The following is a 17,491-nucleotide window of genomic DNA, read 5'->3' on the forward strand; positions in this document are numbered from 1 at the left end:
CTAGGTAAAGAGAGAAAGTATTGAACTACGGCTACTATGTTAAAATAAGATGAAACACTACAAAAGTGCACCAATCATGATAGTGTTAACGACATAAAGTACTGATACGACATTTAACAGAAGCCCCCTGTGGCCAACTATATACGATAATAAAGGAGTAACGATATGACAATGTTTGATCAACACCCTTTTCTTTCTGAAAACTGGCAAGCTGCCGGCTTTAGTAATTTCTCAATGGTTCAAGAACAAGCCATCCCTCGGATTTTGAACGGAGAAGACTTACTAGTTGAAGCTCCAACCGGCACTGGAAAAACACTTGCTTATCTTTTACCGATAATGCAAATGCTTGATCCAGATAAAAAAAATACACAGGCTATTATTCTTGCTCCTACGCGAGAACTCGCCATGCAGGTTTTTGAAGTTTCTCAACAATTCCTAAAGGGCAGTAACATGACAGCTGCTTCAATGATTGGGGGAGCTGCTATTAAACGACAGTTAGACAAACTTAAGAAGCACCCCCAGCTCATTGTTGGTACACCCAATAGGATTGCTGAGCTAATTGATATGAAGAAATTGAAAATGAACGAAGTAAGAACCCTTGTAGCCGATGAAGCTGATCAAGTGCTACATCCGTCTACCTTTGAAGATGTCTCCTATATTTGTCAATCTGCACTTAGAGATTGTCAGCTCCTTTTCTTCTCTGCCACGCTCAGTGATAAAGTGCTATTGCAGGCAAAGAAACTATCTGATAATCCATCCGTCTTAAGCATCAAGGCTACAGCAGAAGACAAAAAAGCGATTGACCACAGTTACTATGTGACAAATCGACGAGAGAAGCCAGAATTACTGCGGAAGCTAGCTCGTAAAGACGGTGTAAAAGCGCTAGCCTTTGTTAACAACAGTAACTACCTCTCTCGATTGAAAGACATTCTTGCAACTAAGAAAATTTCATTCGATGTATTAGATAGTTCGACAAATAAAACGGAAAGAAAGAATGTATTAAATCGTTTCCGTAATGACCAAATCCAATTGCTTATAACAACTGACCTTGCTGCAAGAGGACTAGACATCGATAATATTACTCATGTTTTCCACTATGATTTATCTGAAGATGCAAGAACATACCTGCATCGCTCAGGACGAACAGGACGCATGGGGAAAGAGGGTTCAGTTGTCACGCTATTGCTCCCTGGTGAAGAAAAGTATCTTGAGAAAATTACCCAAAAGCTAGATCTTGAACTCACTAGAAAGAACGTGCCAAGACCATCTACTACTAAATCTCGTAAGCGTCATTAAGTAAAATACAAAAAGCGGTCTTTCATCGATAATTATCGATGAAAGACCGCTTTTTGGTTCTATTAATCCCCATTAAACATATCGAAAAGACCTCGTGCCATGCTTCCCTCGCCCTTACTTCCACCTGGCGTTTGAGGCATAGCTGCAAATACTCTGCTTGCAAGACGACTAAACGGAAGTGACTGCACCCATACGGTTCCAGGCCCTTTAAGCGTTACAAAAAACAGCCCTTCTCCTCCAAATAAAGCTGTCTTTACTCCTTTAACAAACTCGATATTGTAATCCACCTCTCCAGTCATCGCCACTAAACAACCCGTATCAAGACGAAGCGTTTCCCCCATTTGAAGCTCCTTTTTGTGGATCGTTCCTCCAGCATGGACAAAAGCCATACCATCTCCCTCTAGCTTCTGCATGATGAACCCTTCTCCTCCAAAGAAACCAGTGCCTAATTTCTTCTGAAGCTCGATACCTACTGATACGCCTTTTGCTGCAGCTAGAAAAGCATCCTTTTGACAAATAATCTTCTTATCCCATTCACTTAAATCCATGGGGATAATTTTCCCAGGATAAGGTGAAGCAAAAGATACATGCTTCTTCTCTTTTCCTTCATTTGTAAAAGCTGTCATAAACAAACTCTCGCCAGTTAAAACCCGCTTACCTGCACTAAATAATTTCCCCATTATCCCGCTTTGTTGACCACTTCCATCGCCAAAAATAGTCTCCATTTCAATATGATCTTCCATCATCATAAGGCTCCCTGCTTCAGCAATAACGGTTTCCCCTGGATCAAGTTCAACTTCTACAAACTGCATATCATCCCCATATAGTTTAAAATCTATTTCGTGGTTGTTCATTCACAGCTCTCCCTTTTATTATAGTGATAGCTATACGTTCTAACATAATGAAAGGTTTCGAATTCCTTACAGTAAAAAACCTGCTCCACAGGGAGACAGGCTTTTCACTCTTTACTTTGTACGGGCCATTTCTTTTTCATCCAGCGGGGATACGCGTTTTACTGTTCGGCAAACTTCTTCTATATCAAATGGTTTAGCAAAATGAGTAATTGCTCCTAGTTTCATAAATTCTTGCACGAGCTGTAATTCACCATATGCAGTCATAAAAATAACCTGAACTTTTTCATCAAACTTCTTTAACGCTTTAAAGACTTCTAATCCATCCATACCGGGCATTTTCAAATCGAGGATTACGAGATCAGGACATTCCTGCTTAAAAAGCTCAATTGCCGTCAAACCGTTCGCAGCTTGAAGTGTTTGATACCCTTCTTTCTTAAATAGTTCACCCAATAACACTCGAATGCCATACTGGTCGTCCACAATTAATATCTTCTTCATCGTATGCCCACCTTTTTTGCGATATAGTCTCAGATCATGTGACTTCCTATCATTATTGTGCATCATCTAAAGCCGATTGAAAATAACTTCGTCGAAACTAGTCACGAGATTACAAATCTCGCACATTTTCGCCCTATCAAACGTTCATTATCAAGAAATGTAAGCGCATTATAGAAGACAGACGTTCTTTTTTACCATTTTACAACTTTTTACTGATTTTTCGTTTTATTTTATGAGACAGGGGAAGAGTTTACTAGAACAAATTGAGGAGGGTATATCTAACCATGACTGGTCCTACAATCCAGACGATTAAAGAAATTGAGAACAAAGCTATGAAAGATCATCGAGAGGCATCAGAAGCAAGAAATGTTGTAAGAGAAGCTACAAAAGTGAATTCAATCCATCCCTCATAGACCATAATTTAACTATAAAGCTAGAAAAGCAGATAGGCGCATATGCGCCTATCTGCTTTTCTACATCAATGAAACAACCGCCGTTTGGCGGTTGTTCATTATTTATTTTATTTACGCTTGCGATAAGTTCTCTTCAGTTCCATTTCAGCTGCTTCGTCTAACGTTTCGGGATTGTCTGGATCTCTTTCAAGAGTTCTTTCTACATCACGTTCAATCACATCATCAAACGTTTCAGTACCTTCTGTTTCGACGATTATCTTTTCGATATCGCGATTAACGACTGTAGACATTGGAACTTCCGACTCGTCTAACTCTGCTGCTCGCTTGATTGAATAACCGCTTACTAATGCTTCTTCCTCTGCAGCAGGTGTTTCTTTCTCACCTTTGCGATTCTTCACTTTGTCCACAATGTCATTTGATTTAGTTTTGACGGATTGAGCAAAAGCGCACGATTTATTTTTCATGTTACCTGATACTTCTACACTTTTATCTTTTGCCTTTGTCACACTATCACTAATATCATTTCTAAGCTCTTTTCCAGCCTTTGGTGCAAGCAGAACACCAGCTGCTGCTCCTACCATACTACCTGCTATGGCAGCTATTGCCGGACCTTTAAACTGACTTTCTGACTTCACTGGATCTGTTCGATCAATACGAATCACTTCTCTAGTTGAGGATGAATATCCTTCTGGTGCTGGCTCGCGTTCAACCTTCACCTCATGGTTTGATTTTGAATCTTTCATCGTTATCCTTCCTCCTTAACAGATTGAATGTTTGATTTCTTAAATCGATACTTTTCCCACATTGCCAGAGCAGTACTTCCCCAATTCGCCGCCTCTGCAGCTTTTCCCTGCTTCGACTCAACACCTTTTTCAACAGAGTGGCTTAGCTTAGAAAAAGAGCGTGATAAATTTTGAAGAGAATCTCCTGTTTCTTTAACTGACTCAAACACTGGTGAGAATTGACCGACCTTTGATTGAACTTCATCAGCAAGTACATTTGTTTTATGCAACATCATTGTGGTTTCTTTCGATAATCCATTGATCTGCCCTTGTAAAGAATCGATCATTTCTGCTGTGTTAGAAAGAGTTTTTTCAGTAGATTTCAACACTTTAATTAAAAATACGCTTAATACTGCGAACACGATTGCGATAATAGCTACCGCTACATAAAGAATAATTTCCATTACGATGCCTCCTACTTCTATTTGAATATAATTACCAATACCCTAGAGCAGGAAATATAATCATAAAATTAACGAGCCGTAAAATAACTTTATACTAAAAACACTTCTTCAATAGTTGTTTTCAGCCTACTAAATAAAGGAAATTGAGCCTCTTGAGGTGAGAGGCCTTCTAGTAAACTATTGTAAATCGACTCATAATACCACTTTTGCTTTTCTCGACCACGGTTAAACCTCTGCCAAATTTGTTCTCCTACTTGATCATAATCTTGTTTGATTGTCGTTAAGTTGTGAAGTTTATCAGCACAAGTGATTTGTTTTACTGAAAATGGCGCTTTCTTCATCTTTTCAATCGTATGTTCCTTTCTTTTTTCCCATTCTAATTGCTTATCAGTTTCAGAACACGCCGCTACTAAATTCGCCACAACTTGACCAAACTCTTCATTCAACATTTCATACGTCATTGACGTATCCTCTATCACATCGTGAAGAATTCCTGCTGCAATCGTTTCTTCACAAGCTCCTGATTCCATTAAATAGAATCCAACTGTTATTGGGTGGGAAAGATAAGGGAGTGTTGATACTTTCCTATATTGGCCATCATGAGCCAATGCTGCTATTTCGACTGCTTTCTCAATGATTTTCATATACAATTCCTTCTTTCTGATCACGTTTTAACGGGAATCGCCTTTGATAAGTCACCATTCTCCAAATCCATTCGATTGGTCCATACTTAAATTTAGATAGCCAGACTCTACTGAAGCCGATTTGTATAAGAAAAATACAAATTAATATAAGAACCCCCGTGCTTACTTCTGTTTCTCCATAAAAACCTAATCCATAATTGTAGAAAATAAGCGTACTAACAATAGATTGCATTAAATAATTCGTAAGAGCCATTTTCCCTACCCATTCAAGCGGTTTAAGACTTCTTCCTGAATAATAAATTAGGGAGATTGCCGCCATATAAAAGAGTGAAACAAGTGGTCCACCGAGACTATCCTGAAGATGCGTAAAGGCGTAAGATTCAAAAACAAAAGGCGTTAACTTCACCAAGAATCCTAGTGAGCCGATAATGAGTAACTTTTTCACTAATAATAACTGAATGCGATTCCCATTGAACCATCCTTCTTTCGCAAAAGCTGCCCCTATTAAAAAATAAGGAAAAATAGAAAATAGAAGAAAAACGCCACTTACTCCTCCATTTACATAATACCAATCACTAACTCGTTCATTTAAAATCTCAATATAGCTTCCCGAACCATACACCAAAATCGAATTTCTTATCGCTTCCGAGTCATGCGATGTTAAGTCAGCCATATTAAACGGTAGCAACAAGAGAAAGAATATGACGGCATAAAACAACCATAATCCCAGACCTATTTGCAATAGTCGTTTCCCTTCCATTCGAATAAAGAAGAGTAGCAACAAGCCACATAGACTATACGTAAATAGAATATCTCCATGCCAAATGGCAACAAAATGAAAGATTCCAATGATAAATAGGAATAGCAAGCGTCTTAGCATTATAGGAAGAAATCTAGAGCCACGTGATGTTACTCGATTTTGTAGAATAATAAAACCATACCCAAACAAGAAAGAAAATAACGGGTAGAAACTGCCTTGTGCAAAAAAATCAATAAGGTTCATGACAAGCTGATTCCATTGATCACCCCAGTAGTTTATTTTATCAACGTACATCCATGGAGAATGAAAATCGACCATGTTAACAAAAAAAATACCAAGCAAAGCAAAACCACGCATGGCATCAATAGATTTAATTCGATCACTTGTACTTGTAGGATTTAGGGCTGCATTCTTCATTTCATTCATCCTTTACTTGAGTTCTTTTCCTTTCAGAAATCGTTCCACATCATCACAGCGTTCTCCTTCTTTTGACTCTTCTTATCAGATATTAGAAGGATGACCAGCATGAATTTCTATTCTCAAATAAGACATTTTGAATATATTTCAAGGAAAATCTACCCAGTTTACATCAAACTATTCTATAATAAACACACACACAAATTATGGAAACATTACTATATGAAACCCTTCGCGCATGCAGATCGTCTTTTGTTTGAAGGGCCGAAGGAGGAAGGCGCAACCTTGGGGAACAAAGAACCAACAGAATATCTTGACCTTACCAATAAGGAAGCGGTCCTTGAAATGATAATGGATGAATACGGTGAAAGTGTTGTTTGGCTTGCTTTCAGTTATTTAAAAGACAAAGAAAAAGCGGAAGATGTTGCACAAGAAGTCTTTATTGCTTGCTATACAAAATTAGATACTTTTAATATGGAAGCCTCACTCAAATCCTGGGTATTAACTATAACTGCGAATAAATGTAAAGACGTACTCAAAAGCTGGTCTTATCGAAATATTGTGTTTGCTCAATCCTTATTAAATACATTTAAACATAGCAGCTCTGAACCTGACATGGCCTTAATTGGGTCAGAAGAAAATAAAGAACTTACTACAAATGTTCTTAAACTTCCAGCCAAATATCGAGAAGTCATTTTTCTTCATTACTTTGAGGATTTAAAGGTTCAAGAAATCAGTGATTTGTTATCAATTAAAGAAAACTCGGTTAAAACAAGATTACGGCGTGCCAGGATGCTACTTAAAGAAATGTACTAAGGAGGGTGACAATGGACAAACGATTGAAAGACCTTCGTTCGCGAATGATCGATACAAAAGCTGTCACCTTCGATCATACTCATAAAGATCATATTCGAAGAAGAATTAAGGATACATCCATTTCTAGATTCAATCTGATAAAATCTCTACAAAACTTTTTTCCTATTGCACTAACTTACCTTACTCTTCTTTTCCTAGTAGTTAGCACTGGACTATTTGCAGCATCTGAAGTTGGCCTTTTACCTAAGAATAGTTCTGTTAGCGTTAGTGAACATTCTCTTACAAAAGAAATGTTATATGAAAATGTCCTTGCCTCTACAGAAATGATTGATATACAGAAGGATCAGGAAAAAGTTCGCTCTATTGCCCATTCGTACTTAGAAAATCAGCGTAACTGGAAGATCACCAATCATAGCGCTACCTATGGAACTCATTCCACTGTTCTTGTTCAAGGTAAAATCACAGAAGGATATTTTGACAAGATGACTTTCAGTATCTGGATTGAACCAGAAACCGGTCTTCCATTAAACTTTGTAATTCGCAATCAAGAAAGTAGTGTCCTTGAACAATTTAAACTACCTGACGAAACACTCGCCCATGTTGAGCGGCAAAATTAAAGGCTCCCGTTTTGAAACGGGAGCCTTTATTAACTATTTGCATGTGTCATCTAATACTCGGGAAGTATTTAATAGAAACTCCCGATCAAGATCAGGAAGTTCATCGAGATCAATACTTGTTAGTAAGTATTGATGGAATCTCTGAACATCTGCTTTAATTTCTTTGCGTTGACCATCCGCGGTTAAAATAAGTGCATCCAGTATACCATTTAACATGGATACATCGTCTTTACCGTAGTGTCTAATCTGATAAAAGGCCTTATAAAGATATTGAAAGAAAGGCTTAGGCGTAGTTAATACACGTAAATTTCTCTTCTCATCAAAAAACGCTTCCTTAGGTTCATACGTATGGCCAATTTTGGCGAGAATTGTACCAATTCGATTCGTGCAGTTCACAGCTGTGTGAGGATCATTAACAGAGGGAGAAATAGCCCTAAGAGCAATATCAACTAGTTTTTGAATTGAAAATTCTAAGTCTTGGTCATTTATTCTCTCTGTTCCAATTGCAATGATATTTAATATGTCACTTGATGAAACCGAAGAAGCATCTTTGGCCCAAATCGTGGCAATCCTAGACCCGTTTTGTACATAGTTTCCTACATCTGCATCTAGTCTTAGTATACTTTCATATTTAGTAGCCAAGTTAACTAGTTTAGCGTAAGGTATTCGCTGAATGTAGCCCATTTTCTTACTGTATATCGGTATACCAGCCTCTTCTTTTAGCTCTTCTTCTTCCCATCTATCCCACTTTTCAAAAGTTTCGCCTTCATGTAATTCATTTTTACTTTCTACAAGGTATAGCGATCTGCGCGTGATTTTTTCAATCAGATTGTTGACCTGAACGAAAGTAGCCGAATGATGAATAAACAATACAAAGAACAATAAACACGCAATCGCAAGGATCACTGTTAAGAGAGGTGATAAGATAATCCGACCGTCCTTACCAGTTAATAGAAGCATGTTCACAAGGGCAAAGATAAATCCTGCCACAAAAACACCTAGCACGTGCTGTGTAAAGCGGTCAGAAATAAAATCTTGTAACACCCTCGGTGAGAACTGTGAAGAATAGGTTGTCAGCACAACCATAATAGATGAAAATGAAATGGTTGTCATCGTTAATATAGCCGTAATTAACGGTGCATATAGTGCCTGAGCGATTTTCTCGGTAGCTAGAAATAGTTTTGGAATTGTTCCATCCAGTTGCGAAATGTACATAATGTCAATCCAAGTACTAAGAGCGACAACTACGATAGATATGATGCCATATACGACTGGAAGGAACCAGAAGCTGTTGCGTAAATTAATCGATGTCTTAGAAAAATTCATGTGCAAAATCCTCTTTCACTATTGTGTCATCTCTTTCTTGTTCCCTCATTCATTTGAGCTAATCCCAATATTTAATGATGGATTAATATCCCATGTGAGTAGCCGTGCTTTGTAATATACTTCATGCTCTTCTGATGATCCGAATGGTGGCAAAATGAACGCAAACCATGAACATAACTTTTAATAAATGAACGGTAGAATCCTATATCTATCTTTCCCCCATTCGTGATAAGTTTCCCCAACTGACATGTAGAGCATTCTTTCTTCAATCCGGATACGGTATAAGAGAGCCGGGACAATGAGTAGAATGGATAGTAAAATGCCGCCCCACGTGCCTATGTATAATGGAAATCCTATCATGATCAGTAGAAGTCCAGTATATAGTGGATGGCGTAATAAACGATAGGGACCAGAACTAACAAGATCTACTTTGCTTTCTACCACTACGTTTCTAGAAAAAAAGCGTCCTAGTTCTTGAATACCCCAATATCTTAATACAATCCCACTTCCATAAAGAAAGAGCCCAAAAACTTGATTAAATATGTTGTTTTGAAATGTGAATAGACCAACCCCACTAAAATAGAGCGTTCCTATAATCACACCAGAGATCGCTAACAAAATAAAAACAAAGGACCGCTTCTCAGAAGAAGAGGTTTCTGTGTTTTTCTTTCCTCGTTTCATGATAAATTCACTCACCCATAAAACCGAAAGCAGAATGAATAATACATCAATTACACTCATGGCGCTCCCCCTTTATTATACCTTAATCAGCAGTATACCAGACTTCAATCCTTACCGTCTGACATAGATAGGGGCTTTGTATAAAACAGTCACTTTATACAATTCTACAAATGAAAACCCTTACATTAAGCAAAAGTACTCCACTATACTTATACAGCTTCGCGAATAAAATGGATATTATTGTAAACAATTCATGTTTTTCACTTCTTATATGGAGTGGTGAGCAAGCCTCTCATCTTCTAAGCGTATGTTAAACGAGTTTAGAGCAAACATCGTCCATATTCTTAGTTATTCTCCACTTATTCGGACTATTTGGGCAAGTCTTGTTGTCAGCACATAAGCGTTTGTTATACTCATAGAGTCAATTGATTAAAGCAATCACACATTTAACGGCAAGTTATATAGGAGTGAAATAATGAATCTAAACGACGAAAAGAAACGAATCGTAATTAAAATCGGAAGCAGCTCTTTAACGAGCAGACTCGGAGACATTAGCCGAAGAAAACTTGAACGACTAGTAGATGACATTGTAATGCTTAAAGATGAAGGACATGAAGTACTTCTTGTATCTTCTGGCGCAGTAGCTGCTGGATATCGCAGACTAGGATGCTTAGAACGTCCAACATCACTTTCAGAAAAACAGGCCGCTGCATCAATCGGTCAGGGACTGTTAATGGAAGCTTACTCAGAACGTTTCATATCTCACGGCTACACTGCTTCACAAATTCTGATTACGCGCAGTGACTTTTCTGATCGGAAAAGATACAACAACGCAAGAAACACTATTAATGTACTTTTAGAACGTGGAATCGTTCCAATTGTTAATGAAAATGATACTGTAACAGTTGAACGTCTAAAATTCGGAGATAATGATACCCTTTCAGCTAAAGTCGCTGCACTTGTGAGTGCCGATCAGCTTATTATTCTTTCTGATATAGATGGACTGTATAGTGAAGATCCGAGAAAGAACCCAGATGCTAAACTGTTAGAGCACGTAACTGAAATTACTCCAGAAATCGAAGAATCTGCCGGAGAACCTGGTAGCTCTGTCGGTACTGGTGGCATGAGATCGAAAATTGATGCAGTTAAGATTGCTATGGCATCAGGTACACCTTCTTTCCTTGGAAACGCAACAACTAAAGGAATTATTTATAATGCTGTGCATCAAACAGCAACTGGAACTTACTTTACCCCAGAAGGTCAAACCGAGCTTGATAACAAGAAACAATGGATAGCCTTCAATTCAGGTCCTGAAGGTGAAGTCATCGTGACTGATAAAGCAAGCTCTGAGATTTCTGAACATGAACGCAGTCTTCAACCTGTAGGCGTTCATTATGTACACGGGCACTTTAAGCCAGGGGCAGTTGTGAAACTGACGGACATGGATGGTGAAGAAATAGGTCTTGGTGTTACAAACTATTCTTCCAAGCATTTGAAAATGATTAAAGGACTTCCAACTGAAGAAATATCTGAGCTTATCGATATTTCAGTGAAAGAAGCCGTTCATATTAATGATTTTGTTTATCACGATCAGTTAGCTATTCCACTCGGTTCATAATAAAAAGAACGATGATTGTAAGGGGTTTTTCCCCTTCATCGATCTTCATTAAAGCTTTAGGGTCAGTTAATTCTAATCTTGTCATTTAGATGAACCTATATTTTAAGATTAGCGTTTTACTGCCCAATACGTATGAGATAAAATAGAAGAAAAAAATATAGGAGGCGTTTGATGACTACTCTAGATCCGATTAAAGTAAATGTAAAAGAACAAGCAAAGCAAGCACAGGTGGCTTCCAAAGCCCTCTCCTTGCTTACAACTGAGGAAAAAAATCAGGCACTATTGATTATTGCTGATGAGCTCGAAAAAGAAACAGATTATATCCTAAATGAAAACAAGAAAGACCTTGAGCGCGGTAAAGATAAAGGATTTACAGAAGCGTTTATGGATCGATTAAGCTTATCTAAAGAACGCGTAGCAGACTTTGCTAATGGTCTTCGCGAAGTGGCCGAGCTAGAAGATCCGGTTGGAGAAGTCATTTCTGATTGGTCACTTGATAACGGCATGCAAGTCGAACAAGTCCGCGTCCCGCTCGGCGTTATTGGTATGATTTATGAAGCACGTCCAAATGTAACCGTCGATGCGACGGGTCTTGCACTTAAATCAGGAAACGCTATCGTCCTCAAAGGTGGTTCTAACGCTCTTAATTCCAACAAAGGAATTGTTCGCGTGATTCATGAAGCACTTCCAAAAACAAAAATCCCTGTAGACGCGGTTCAACTAATCGCTACAACTGATCGCGAAGCAACGAGTCAACTCTTTACGATGAAAGAACACATTGATGTTCTAATTCCCCGTGGAGGCGGCGCTCTAATTAATACAGTCGTGAACAATGCAACTGTCCCAGTACTAGAGACAGGCGTAGGTAACTGTCATATTTATTTTGATCAGTCAGCTGAAGCTGAGAAGGCAATAAACATCTTGATTAATGCCAAAACAGATCGGCCAGCTGTATGTAATGCAGTTGAAACACTAATCGTTCACAAGAAATGGCTTGAAGAAAATCTGAACGTTCTTGAAAAATCACTAGCTGATCATAACATTAAAGTTCATGGTGATGAGCATATCGTAAACACGTTTAAAGATGCTGTACTTGCTGATGAAGATGACTGGAGTAACGAATACCTTGGTCTCGAAATTGCAATCAAAACAGTCGAAAACACTGGAGAGGCAATTGATCATATTGAAAAGTATGGCACGAAGCATTCTGAAGCGATTATTACAGAAGATGCCAAATCTGCATCCCTATTCCGCAGTCTTGTAGATGCAGCAGCAGTTTATCACAATGCATCTACTCGCTTTACAGACGGCTCTGCTCTAGGCTTTGGTGCGGAAATCGGTATTTCCACCCAAAAGCTACATGCCAGAGGACCTATGGGTCTCCCTGCTTTAACAACGATTAAATATTGCATGACAGGTACTGGACAAATCAGATAAACGTACTCTAGACCACCCTTTAAAGAAAAGGGTGGTTTTTTCTATGAAGTAGTAGCCATTGAAGATTCTACTATACTGAGCATAACTTTCGTGTAATCTTAAGCTTCCCCTTATAATAGCTCCATACACACGATAGAAGAGAGGATGATAATCATGACATATGAAAACTTATATACTTCAGAAATGCTAGGAAAGATTTCATTAAAAAATCGCTTTATCGTCGCTCCAATGACACGAATAACGGCAACAAATGACGGAAGCGCAACAACAACAATGCGGGATTATTATAAGCGTTTTGCAAAAGGAGGTTTTGGTGCTATCATCACTGAAGGCATCTATACGGATGAAAGATATAGCCAGGGATATGTTAACCAGCCTGGGTTAACAAATAAAAACCACATTGAGACGTGGAGAAATATCACTTCTGCCGTTCACGAGTTCGGGACTCCAATTATTGCCCAACTGATGCATGCAGGTGGACAAAGTCAAGGGAATGCATATTATGATGTAACTGTTGCTCCTTCTAATATTCCTCCCAAAGGAGAACAGCTTGGCTTTTATGGAGAATCAGGTCACTTTGATACACCAACACCTCTTTCGATCGACGATATTAAGGAAGTGAGACACTCCTTTATCAGTGCTGCCCGTCATGCAAAAGAAGCTGGATTTGATGGTGTTGAAATTCACGGAGCCAACGGATATCTTCTTGACCAATTCTTAACAGACTATTTAAACCATCGAAACGATGAATATGGTGGATCACTTAAAAACAGGCTGAAACTTCTAGTTGAAGTGATTGAAGATGTTCGAAATGAAGTAGGAGAAGACTTTACAGTTGGCATTCGTTTATCTCAAATCAAAGTTGCTGACCCGGCTTATAAATGGCCTGAAGGCGAAAAATCTGCCAAAACCATTTTCTCCATTCTAGAAAAAGAGCTTGATTACATCCACGTCACAGAACCTGATGCAACTCTATCTGCATTTGGAGAGGGAACGAAAACGTTAGCTGCGGCAGCGAAAGCCTTCAGTTCCATTCCAGTGATCGCAAATGGACAATTAGGTGATCCAGATAAAGCAAGTAACCTTATCGGAAGCAAAGAAGGTGATTTTGTTAGTCTTGGTACTAGCGCTCTCGCAAACCCTGACTATCCAAACCGTCTTTCAACCGGAAAAGAGTTAAAACCATTCGATTTCGAAAGTACTCTTCTTCCGCTTGCTTATATTAAAGAACATGAATTGAAAGAAGAGATCATCAGAAATTAACTCTATAGTCCTCCCTCTCCAAATTGGTGGAGAGGGATTTTTTTCATTTTTCCATTAATACCTCTCAGACTATCGATACCAACCATATTATATAAATCATTGAAATCATTTTTTTGCCTTTGATTCTCCAATTCATAGTCTTTGTCATTCAAAGTTCTTTCTTAACTAAACTAACTGGTCCCTACTATAATACCTTTTATTTTGCTCGTATCTTTTCTTCAAGTACACTGGGCATATAACAAAACTAAGGAGGAAGCAGCATGTCATCCATTTCTACAGAGCACATTAAAAACACAAGAAGCTACCTTCGGAAACAAACATTGCAAATGATTATTGAGCAATTTGATTCAACATTGATGAACCTTACAAAAGGAGAGCGCAAAACGAAATATCAAAAAATGAGCGAAAATCCTTTTAGTTTCTTTCGTGGCAGCGCCTATTTGTACTACTATGATGTAACACAAATTCCATTTCATTATCACACCCCAAGTGATAAACCTACCTGGTTAATGGGAGATCTTCATTTCGATAACTTTAGTGCTTTTCGAAATGAAGATGGTGAAAACGTCTTTGATGTAGATGATTTTGATGAAGGATACCTAGGTTCTTATTTGTACGATTTACTCAGAATGGCTGTAAGTATACGTTTGTATGCTGAAGATCTGGGTTATTCAGAAGAAGATCAAGATAATTTGGTTAGTGTCTATATAGAAAATTACGTAAAGCAACTTCAACAGTTCGAAGAAGCAAACGTAAATCCAGTTGAACTTCAATTTACCCAGCAAAATACAGAAGGTCCGATCAAGGGCACATTAGTAGAATTAGAAACCCACTCCTCTACTGATGCACTTGAGAAACAAACATTTATTAATAACGATGGAAATCGTCAATTTATCCGTAAGAAGGATAAAGTAAATGAACTTGAAGATTCGGAGAAAAATTTAATCATAACAGCATGGAGCTCCTATACCACCACTTTAAAAGATGAAGTGGACAATAATCTGAGACATTATGAAATAAAAGATATGGTAGAGATTGTTGGAGCAGGAGTGGGCTCTACTGGACTTAAACGTTATCTTATTCTGGTACAAGGTGTTAACACGGAAGATCATATGACTGACCTTATCCTTGAAGCAAAAGAAGCTCGTACTCCTATTCCTGCTTATTTCTTTCCATACGATCAAGCATTCTGGGATACAAATAAACATGAAGGGTTACGCGTAATTAAGACCCAAAAAGCGATGCATCATAAGCAAGATCCGCACCTTGGTTATATCACGATAAACGATAAAGAATTCTATGTACGAGAAAAATCACCTTACTCAGCTGAAATTGAACCAGATCATATTCGAAACTATCCTGAATTTAAACAAACTGTTACAACGATGGCAAAGATTTCTGCCAAAATTCATGCACGTGCTGATTCTGATATCGATCACCACTACTTAACATATCATAGCGAAACAGAAATCCTTAATGTTATCGATACTTGGGAAAATCTTCGTAATGAAGTGAACCACTGGGCCTCTTTTTATCAGAATCGCGTAAAAAAAGATTTTACTATTTTCAAAGAATGGCTTAAAGAGAAAAATGAATAGAAAAAAGCCTACCAAATATTATTGGTAGGCTTTTTTGTTATGATTATTGTTCTTTGATCTTTTTGAATCATTGATCAGCTCAATAAGAAGATTCATTAGATGACACAGGATGTTGATAATGCAATATGGCTGTTAGTAACGCTTTACACTGAGGTAGCGCAAATTGAATGATCTTACCAAGCATAAAAGCAATGATAATACTGCCAATACCAACTGGTCCTCCCAGCATCCAACCGAGGAGTAACACAGTAATTTCGATACCATTTCTAACCCAATCAATGCGCCAACCTGTCTTTTCAACAATGAGTAACATAATACCATCGCGGGGTCCAGCACCGAGACCAGACGTTACATATAAACCAATACCGTAACCTAGCACAACAACACCGACAATGAATATGACGGCTTGTGCCAGCAATGTTTCAGGATCTGGTAAAACATATAAGAAGAAATCAATAAATAATCCCAGTAACAGCATATTTAGAAAGGCTCCCACTTTCGGAAGTGACCTTGTATAAAGTGAAGTGAAGCTTAGTATAATAAAGCCAGTTAGGATAGACCAGCTTCCGATCGTTAATCCAAACTGCTTAAATAATCCATAGTGAAAAACATCCCAGGGACCAATTCCAAATGTTTTCCCCTTAATGGTCATTGCAATCCCTAGACCAAGAACAGCGAGACCTACGAAAAAGAAACTCCACCGAATGATTTTATTTCGCATTGAAAAGCCCCTCTCAAACAATACAATTTCAAACCTTTGAAACTATATCATAAGAAAGAAAACATAAAAACCACTCGGGAAACTAGGTTATAAAGTTGAAGATCATCTTCTATTTTATGTATCTTTCATTAAGGATAAAAAAACTGCCTGATTTTTTAACCAGGCAGTTATCTTTTATTTAATTAGTCCATTACCGTTACAGTAACTGTTTTACGACCAAAGTCTAGTGCATCTTGTTGGTCGGCCATGAATAGATCAACTCGATTACCTTGGATTGCGCCGCCAGTATCACCAGCAACTGCTTCTCCGTAACCTTCTACATATACTTTAGAACCTAGTGGGATTACATCAGGGTCAACAGCGATCACTTTTTGATTTGGATTAGCTCTCAAATCAATACCAGTTGCTGTTACACCAGAGCATCCTGTACAGAAAGCAGTGTAAGCTGTTGCTTCCATTTGAATTTCTTGTCCACTTGCCTGTGAAGACTTACTTTCAGTGTTTGATTCTTTTGCAGGCGTGGAATTAGAAGTAGTAGATGTTTGTACTGCTTCTTTATTAGCTGTTTCTTTCGGTGCTGGAGCACTACCACCGTTTAGTACAGACCACGTGTTCTTACCTGCAATACCATCTACTGATAGACCATTGTCAGCTTGGAACGCACGAACTGCTTGTTCAGTGATAGGACCATAAATTCCGTCTACTGTATAGTTATAATAACCGCCAAGCTCTTCTTGTAGTGCTTGTACCTGGTGACCGTGATCACCTTGAACGAGCGTACGCATAGCTTGTCCATTATTTACGCTTTGCATTGCTGAAAATGTATTTGGACCTGCGATACCATCAACTGAAAGACCGTGCTCTTTTTGGAATTGCTTTACAGCACCTTCAGTAATAGATCCGTAGTATCCTGTAGATTCATCATAGTTGAAATACCCCTTGGCAGACAGTACATCCTGTAACTCGACAACGTCGCCGTGTTTTTCACCATAAGAAAGTGTTTGATCTCCTAGTGCCGCTTCTGAAACTACTGGACTAGCAAACATCATTCCAGCTAGTGCTGTGGATGTAACCACGTTTCTTACAATGTTTTTACGAGCTACCATGTATACATTCCTCCTGAGAGTTTTTAATATTGGTGTTGGTTTGTTTATCTCTCAATCACCCATGTTCCACATGATAACAGGCAAATATAACACAGTGATTTTAGTCCAATAACAAGTCGGTTACATAAATATGACAGATTAATACGGTTTTTATAAACTTTGCACAATATAGTACTTAATACCTATTTACGTAATGTGATTATTACAATTATGTCAACAAACTAGTAAAAACCCCTTTTT

Annotated in this window: 18 protein-coding genes; 8 read left to right on the top strand and 10 right to left on the bottom strand. The window is 38.2% G+C overall.

Annotated elements, in window-relative coordinates; genetic code table 11:
- The first annotated feature begins 165 nt into the window (after window positions 1-165).
- Window positions 166-1,296: a DEAD/DEAH box helicase gene (locus Q4550_RS19430; RefSeq protein ID WP_303535365.1), complete on the top strand. Its 1,131-nt coding sequence runs from the start codon at window positions 166-168 to the stop codon at window positions 1,294-1,296.
- 62 nt (window positions 1,297-1,358) lie between these two features.
- On the opposite strand, the gene Q4550_RS19435 is transcribed toward Q4550_RS19430, so the two are convergent.
- Both Q4550_RS19435 and Q4550_RS19440 read right to left on the bottom strand, forming a co-directional pair.
- Window positions 1,359-2,150, bottom strand: a complete 792-nt coding sequence (locus Q4550_RS19435) for a TIGR00266 family protein (RefSeq protein WP_194219161.1) — start codon at window positions 2,148-2,150, stop codon at window positions 1,359-1,361.
- Window positions 2,151-2,261: 111 nt separating this feature from the next.
- Complete coding sequence (locus Q4550_RS19440) at window positions 2,262-2,648, bottom strand: response regulator (protein WP_194219160.1); 387 nt, start codon at window positions 2,646-2,648, stop codon at window positions 2,262-2,264.
- A gap of 284 nt (window positions 2,649-2,932) precedes the next feature.
- Here Q4550_RS19440 and Q4550_RS19445 point away from each other — a divergent pair, with 284 nt between their 5' ends.
- Window positions 2,933-3,061, top strand: coding sequence for a hypothetical protein (locus Q4550_RS19445; RefSeq protein ID WP_255622845.1), 129 nt, complete (start codon window positions 2,933-2,935; stop codon window positions 3,059-3,061).
- A gap of 107 nt (window positions 3,062-3,168) precedes the next feature.
- On the opposite strand, the gene Q4550_RS19450 is transcribed toward Q4550_RS19445, so the two are convergent.
- From Q4550_RS19450 to Q4550_RS19465, 4 genes are all read right to left on the bottom strand, one after another.
- On the bottom strand, window positions 3,169-3,804 hold the full coding sequence (locus tag Q4550_RS19450; RefSeq protein WP_303535366.1) for a YtxH domain-containing protein: 636 nt from the start codon (window positions 3,802-3,804) through the stop codon (window positions 3,169-3,171).
- Between the two features lie 2 nt (window positions 3,805-3,806).
- Window positions 3,807-4,247: a DUF948 domain-containing protein gene (locus Q4550_RS19455; RefSeq protein WP_303535367.1), complete on the bottom strand. Its 441-nt coding sequence runs from the start codon at window positions 4,245-4,247 to the stop codon at window positions 3,807-3,809.
- Window positions 4,248-4,336: 89 nt separating this feature from the next.
- Window positions 4,337-4,891 (bottom strand): HD domain-containing protein, encoded by a 555-nt coding sequence (locus Q4550_RS19460; protein WP_303535368.1) that lies wholly within the window; start codon window positions 4,889-4,891, stop codon window positions 4,337-4,339.
- Window positions 4,878-6,068 carry a DUF418 domain-containing protein gene (locus Q4550_RS19465; protein ID WP_303535369.1) on the bottom strand — a complete coding sequence of 397 codons (1,191 nt, stop codon included), beginning with the start codon at window positions 6,066-6,068 and terminating at the stop codon, window positions 4,878-4,880. The genes Q4550_RS19460 and Q4550_RS19465 overlap by 14 nt, the downstream gene beginning before the upstream one ends.
- A gap of 285 nt (window positions 6,069-6,353) precedes the next feature.
- Between Q4550_RS19465 and Q4550_RS19470 the strand changes: the two genes are divergently transcribed.
- Both Q4550_RS19470 and Q4550_RS19475 read left to right on the top strand, forming a co-directional pair.
- A complete protein-coding gene (locus Q4550_RS19470) occupies window positions 6,354-6,884 on the top strand; it encodes a sigma-70 family RNA polymerase sigma factor (protein WP_303535370.1) in 531 nt (176 codons plus the stop codon).
- Between the two features lie 11 nt (window positions 6,885-6,895).
- A complete protein-coding gene (locus tag Q4550_RS19475; protein ID WP_303535371.1) occupies window positions 6,896-7,501 on the top strand; it encodes a hypothetical protein in 606 nt (201 codons plus the stop codon).
- Window positions 7,502-7,534: 33 nt separating this feature from the next.
- On the opposite strand, the gene Q4550_RS19480 is transcribed toward Q4550_RS19475, so the two are convergent.
- Together Q4550_RS19480 and Q4550_RS19485 are read right to left on the bottom strand one after the other, a co-directional pair.
- The gene (locus Q4550_RS19480; RefSeq protein ID WP_303535372.1) at window positions 7,535-8,827 is read right to left on the bottom strand and encodes a DUF2254 domain-containing protein; all 1,293 of its coding nucleotides are present in this window, start codon (window positions 8,825-8,827) and stop codon (window positions 7,535-7,537) included.
- A gap of 180 nt (window positions 8,828-9,007) precedes the next feature.
- On the bottom strand, window positions 9,008-9,568 hold the full coding sequence (locus Q4550_RS19485) for a methyltransferase family protein (protein ID WP_303535373.1): 561 nt from the start codon (window positions 9,566-9,568) through the stop codon (window positions 9,008-9,010).
- A gap of 415 nt (window positions 9,569-9,983) precedes the next feature.
- Here Q4550_RS19485 and proB point away from each other — a divergent pair, with 415 nt between their 5' ends.
- From proB to Q4550_RS19505, 4 genes are all read left to right on the top strand, one after another.
- Window positions 9,984-11,126 (top strand): glutamate 5-kinase, encoded by a 1,143-nt coding sequence (gene proB, locus Q4550_RS19490; RefSeq protein ID WP_194219151.1) that lies wholly within the window; start codon window positions 9,984-9,986, stop codon window positions 11,124-11,126.
- Between the two features lie 171 nt (window positions 11,127-11,297).
- A complete protein-coding gene (locus Q4550_RS19495; protein ID WP_303535374.1) occupies window positions 11,298-12,563 on the top strand; it encodes a glutamate-5-semialdehyde dehydrogenase in 1,266 nt (421 codons plus the stop codon).
- A gap of 153 nt (window positions 12,564-12,716) precedes the next feature.
- The gene (locus Q4550_RS19500; RefSeq protein ID WP_303535375.1) at window positions 12,717-13,826 is read left to right on the top strand and encodes an oxidoreductase; all 1,110 of its coding nucleotides are present in this window, start codon (window positions 12,717-12,719) and stop codon (window positions 13,824-13,826) included.
- A gap of 260 nt (window positions 13,827-14,086) precedes the next feature.
- Entirely contained in the window at window positions 14,087-15,424 is a 1,338-nt protein-coding gene (locus Q4550_RS19505) for a DUF2252 domain-containing protein (RefSeq protein WP_303535376.1), read from the top strand.
- Window positions 15,425-15,503: 79 nt separating this feature from the next.
- On the opposite strand, the gene Q4550_RS19510 is transcribed toward Q4550_RS19505, so the two are convergent.
- Both Q4550_RS19510 and Q4550_RS19515 read right to left on the bottom strand, forming a co-directional pair.
- Window positions 15,504-16,145, bottom strand: a complete 642-nt coding sequence (locus Q4550_RS19510; protein ID WP_303535377.1) for a YczE/YyaS/YitT family protein — start codon at window positions 16,143-16,145, stop codon at window positions 15,504-15,506.
- Between the two features lie 182 nt (window positions 16,146-16,327).
- Complete coding sequence (locus tag Q4550_RS19515) at window positions 16,328-17,251, bottom strand: peptidoglycan-binding protein (protein WP_303535378.1); 924 nt, start codon at window positions 17,249-17,251, stop codon at window positions 16,328-16,330.
- Window positions 17,252-17,491: the final 240 nt, after the last annotated feature.

Origin of the sequence: Anaerobacillus sp. 1_MG-2023 (assembly GCF_030547345.1) — a bacterium.
Lineage (GTDB): Bacteria > Bacillota > Bacilli > Bacillales > Guptibacillaceae > Guptibacillus > Guptibacillus hwajinpoensis_B.

Coding starts and splice junctions, on each gene's coding strand:
- Q4550_RS19480 (WP_303535372.1), bottom strand. CDS start 8,827: ATGAATTTTTCTAAGACATCGATTAATTTACGCAACAGCTTCTGGTTC.
- Q4550_RS19505 (WP_303535376.1), top strand. CDS start 14,087: ATGTCATCCATTTCTACAGAGCACATTAAAAACACAAGAAGCTACCTT.
- Q4550_RS19450 (WP_303535366.1), bottom strand. CDS start 3,804: ATGAAAGATTCAAAATCAAACCATGAGGTGAAGGTTGAACGCGAGCCA.
- Q4550_RS19475 (WP_303535371.1), top strand. CDS start 6,896: ATGGACAAACGATTGAAAGACCTTCGTTCGCGAATGATCGATACAAAA.
- proB (WP_194219151.1), top strand. CDS start 9,984: ATGAATCTAAACGACGAAAAGAAACGAATCGTAATTAAAATCGGAAGC.
- Q4550_RS19500 (WP_303535375.1), top strand. CDS start 12,717: ATGACATATGAAAACTTATATACTTCAGAAATGCTAGGAAAGATTTCA.
- Q4550_RS19445 (WP_255622845.1), top strand. CDS start 2,933: ATGACTGGTCCTACAATCCAGACGATTAAAGAAATTGAGAACAAAGCT.
- Q4550_RS19440 (WP_194219160.1), bottom strand. CDS start 2,648: ATGAAGAAGATATTAATTGTGGACGACCAGTATGGCATTCGAGTGTTA.
- Q4550_RS19460 (WP_303535368.1), bottom strand. CDS start 4,891: ATGAAAATCATTGAGAAAGCAGTCGAAATAGCAGCATTGGCTCATGAT.
- Q4550_RS19515 (WP_303535378.1), bottom strand. CDS start 17,251: ATGGTAGCTCGTAAAAACATTGTAAGAAACGTGGTTACATCCACAGCA.
- Q4550_RS19455 (WP_303535367.1), bottom strand. CDS start 4,247: ATGGAAATTATTCTTTATGTAGCGGTAGCTATTATCGCAATCGTGTTC.
- Q4550_RS19495 (WP_303535374.1), top strand. CDS start 11,298: ATGACTACTCTAGATCCGATTAAAGTAAATGTAAAAGAACAAGCAAAG.
- Q4550_RS19465 (WP_303535369.1), bottom strand. CDS start 6,068: ATGAAGAATGCAGCCCTAAATCCTACAAGTACAAGTGATCGAATTAAA.
- Q4550_RS19485 (WP_303535373.1), bottom strand. CDS start 9,568: ATGAGTGTAATTGATGTATTATTCATTCTGCTTTCGGTTTTATGGGTG.
- Q4550_RS19435 (WP_194219161.1), bottom strand. CDS start 2,150: ATGAACAACCACGAAATAGATTTTAAACTATATGGGGATGATATGCAG.
- Q4550_RS19510 (WP_303535377.1), bottom strand. CDS start 16,145: ATGCGAAATAAAATCATTCGGTGGAGTTTCTTTTTCGTAGGTCTCGCT.
- Q4550_RS19430 (WP_303535365.1), top strand. CDS start 166: ATGACAATGTTTGATCAACACCCTTTTCTTTCTGAAAACTGGCAAGCT.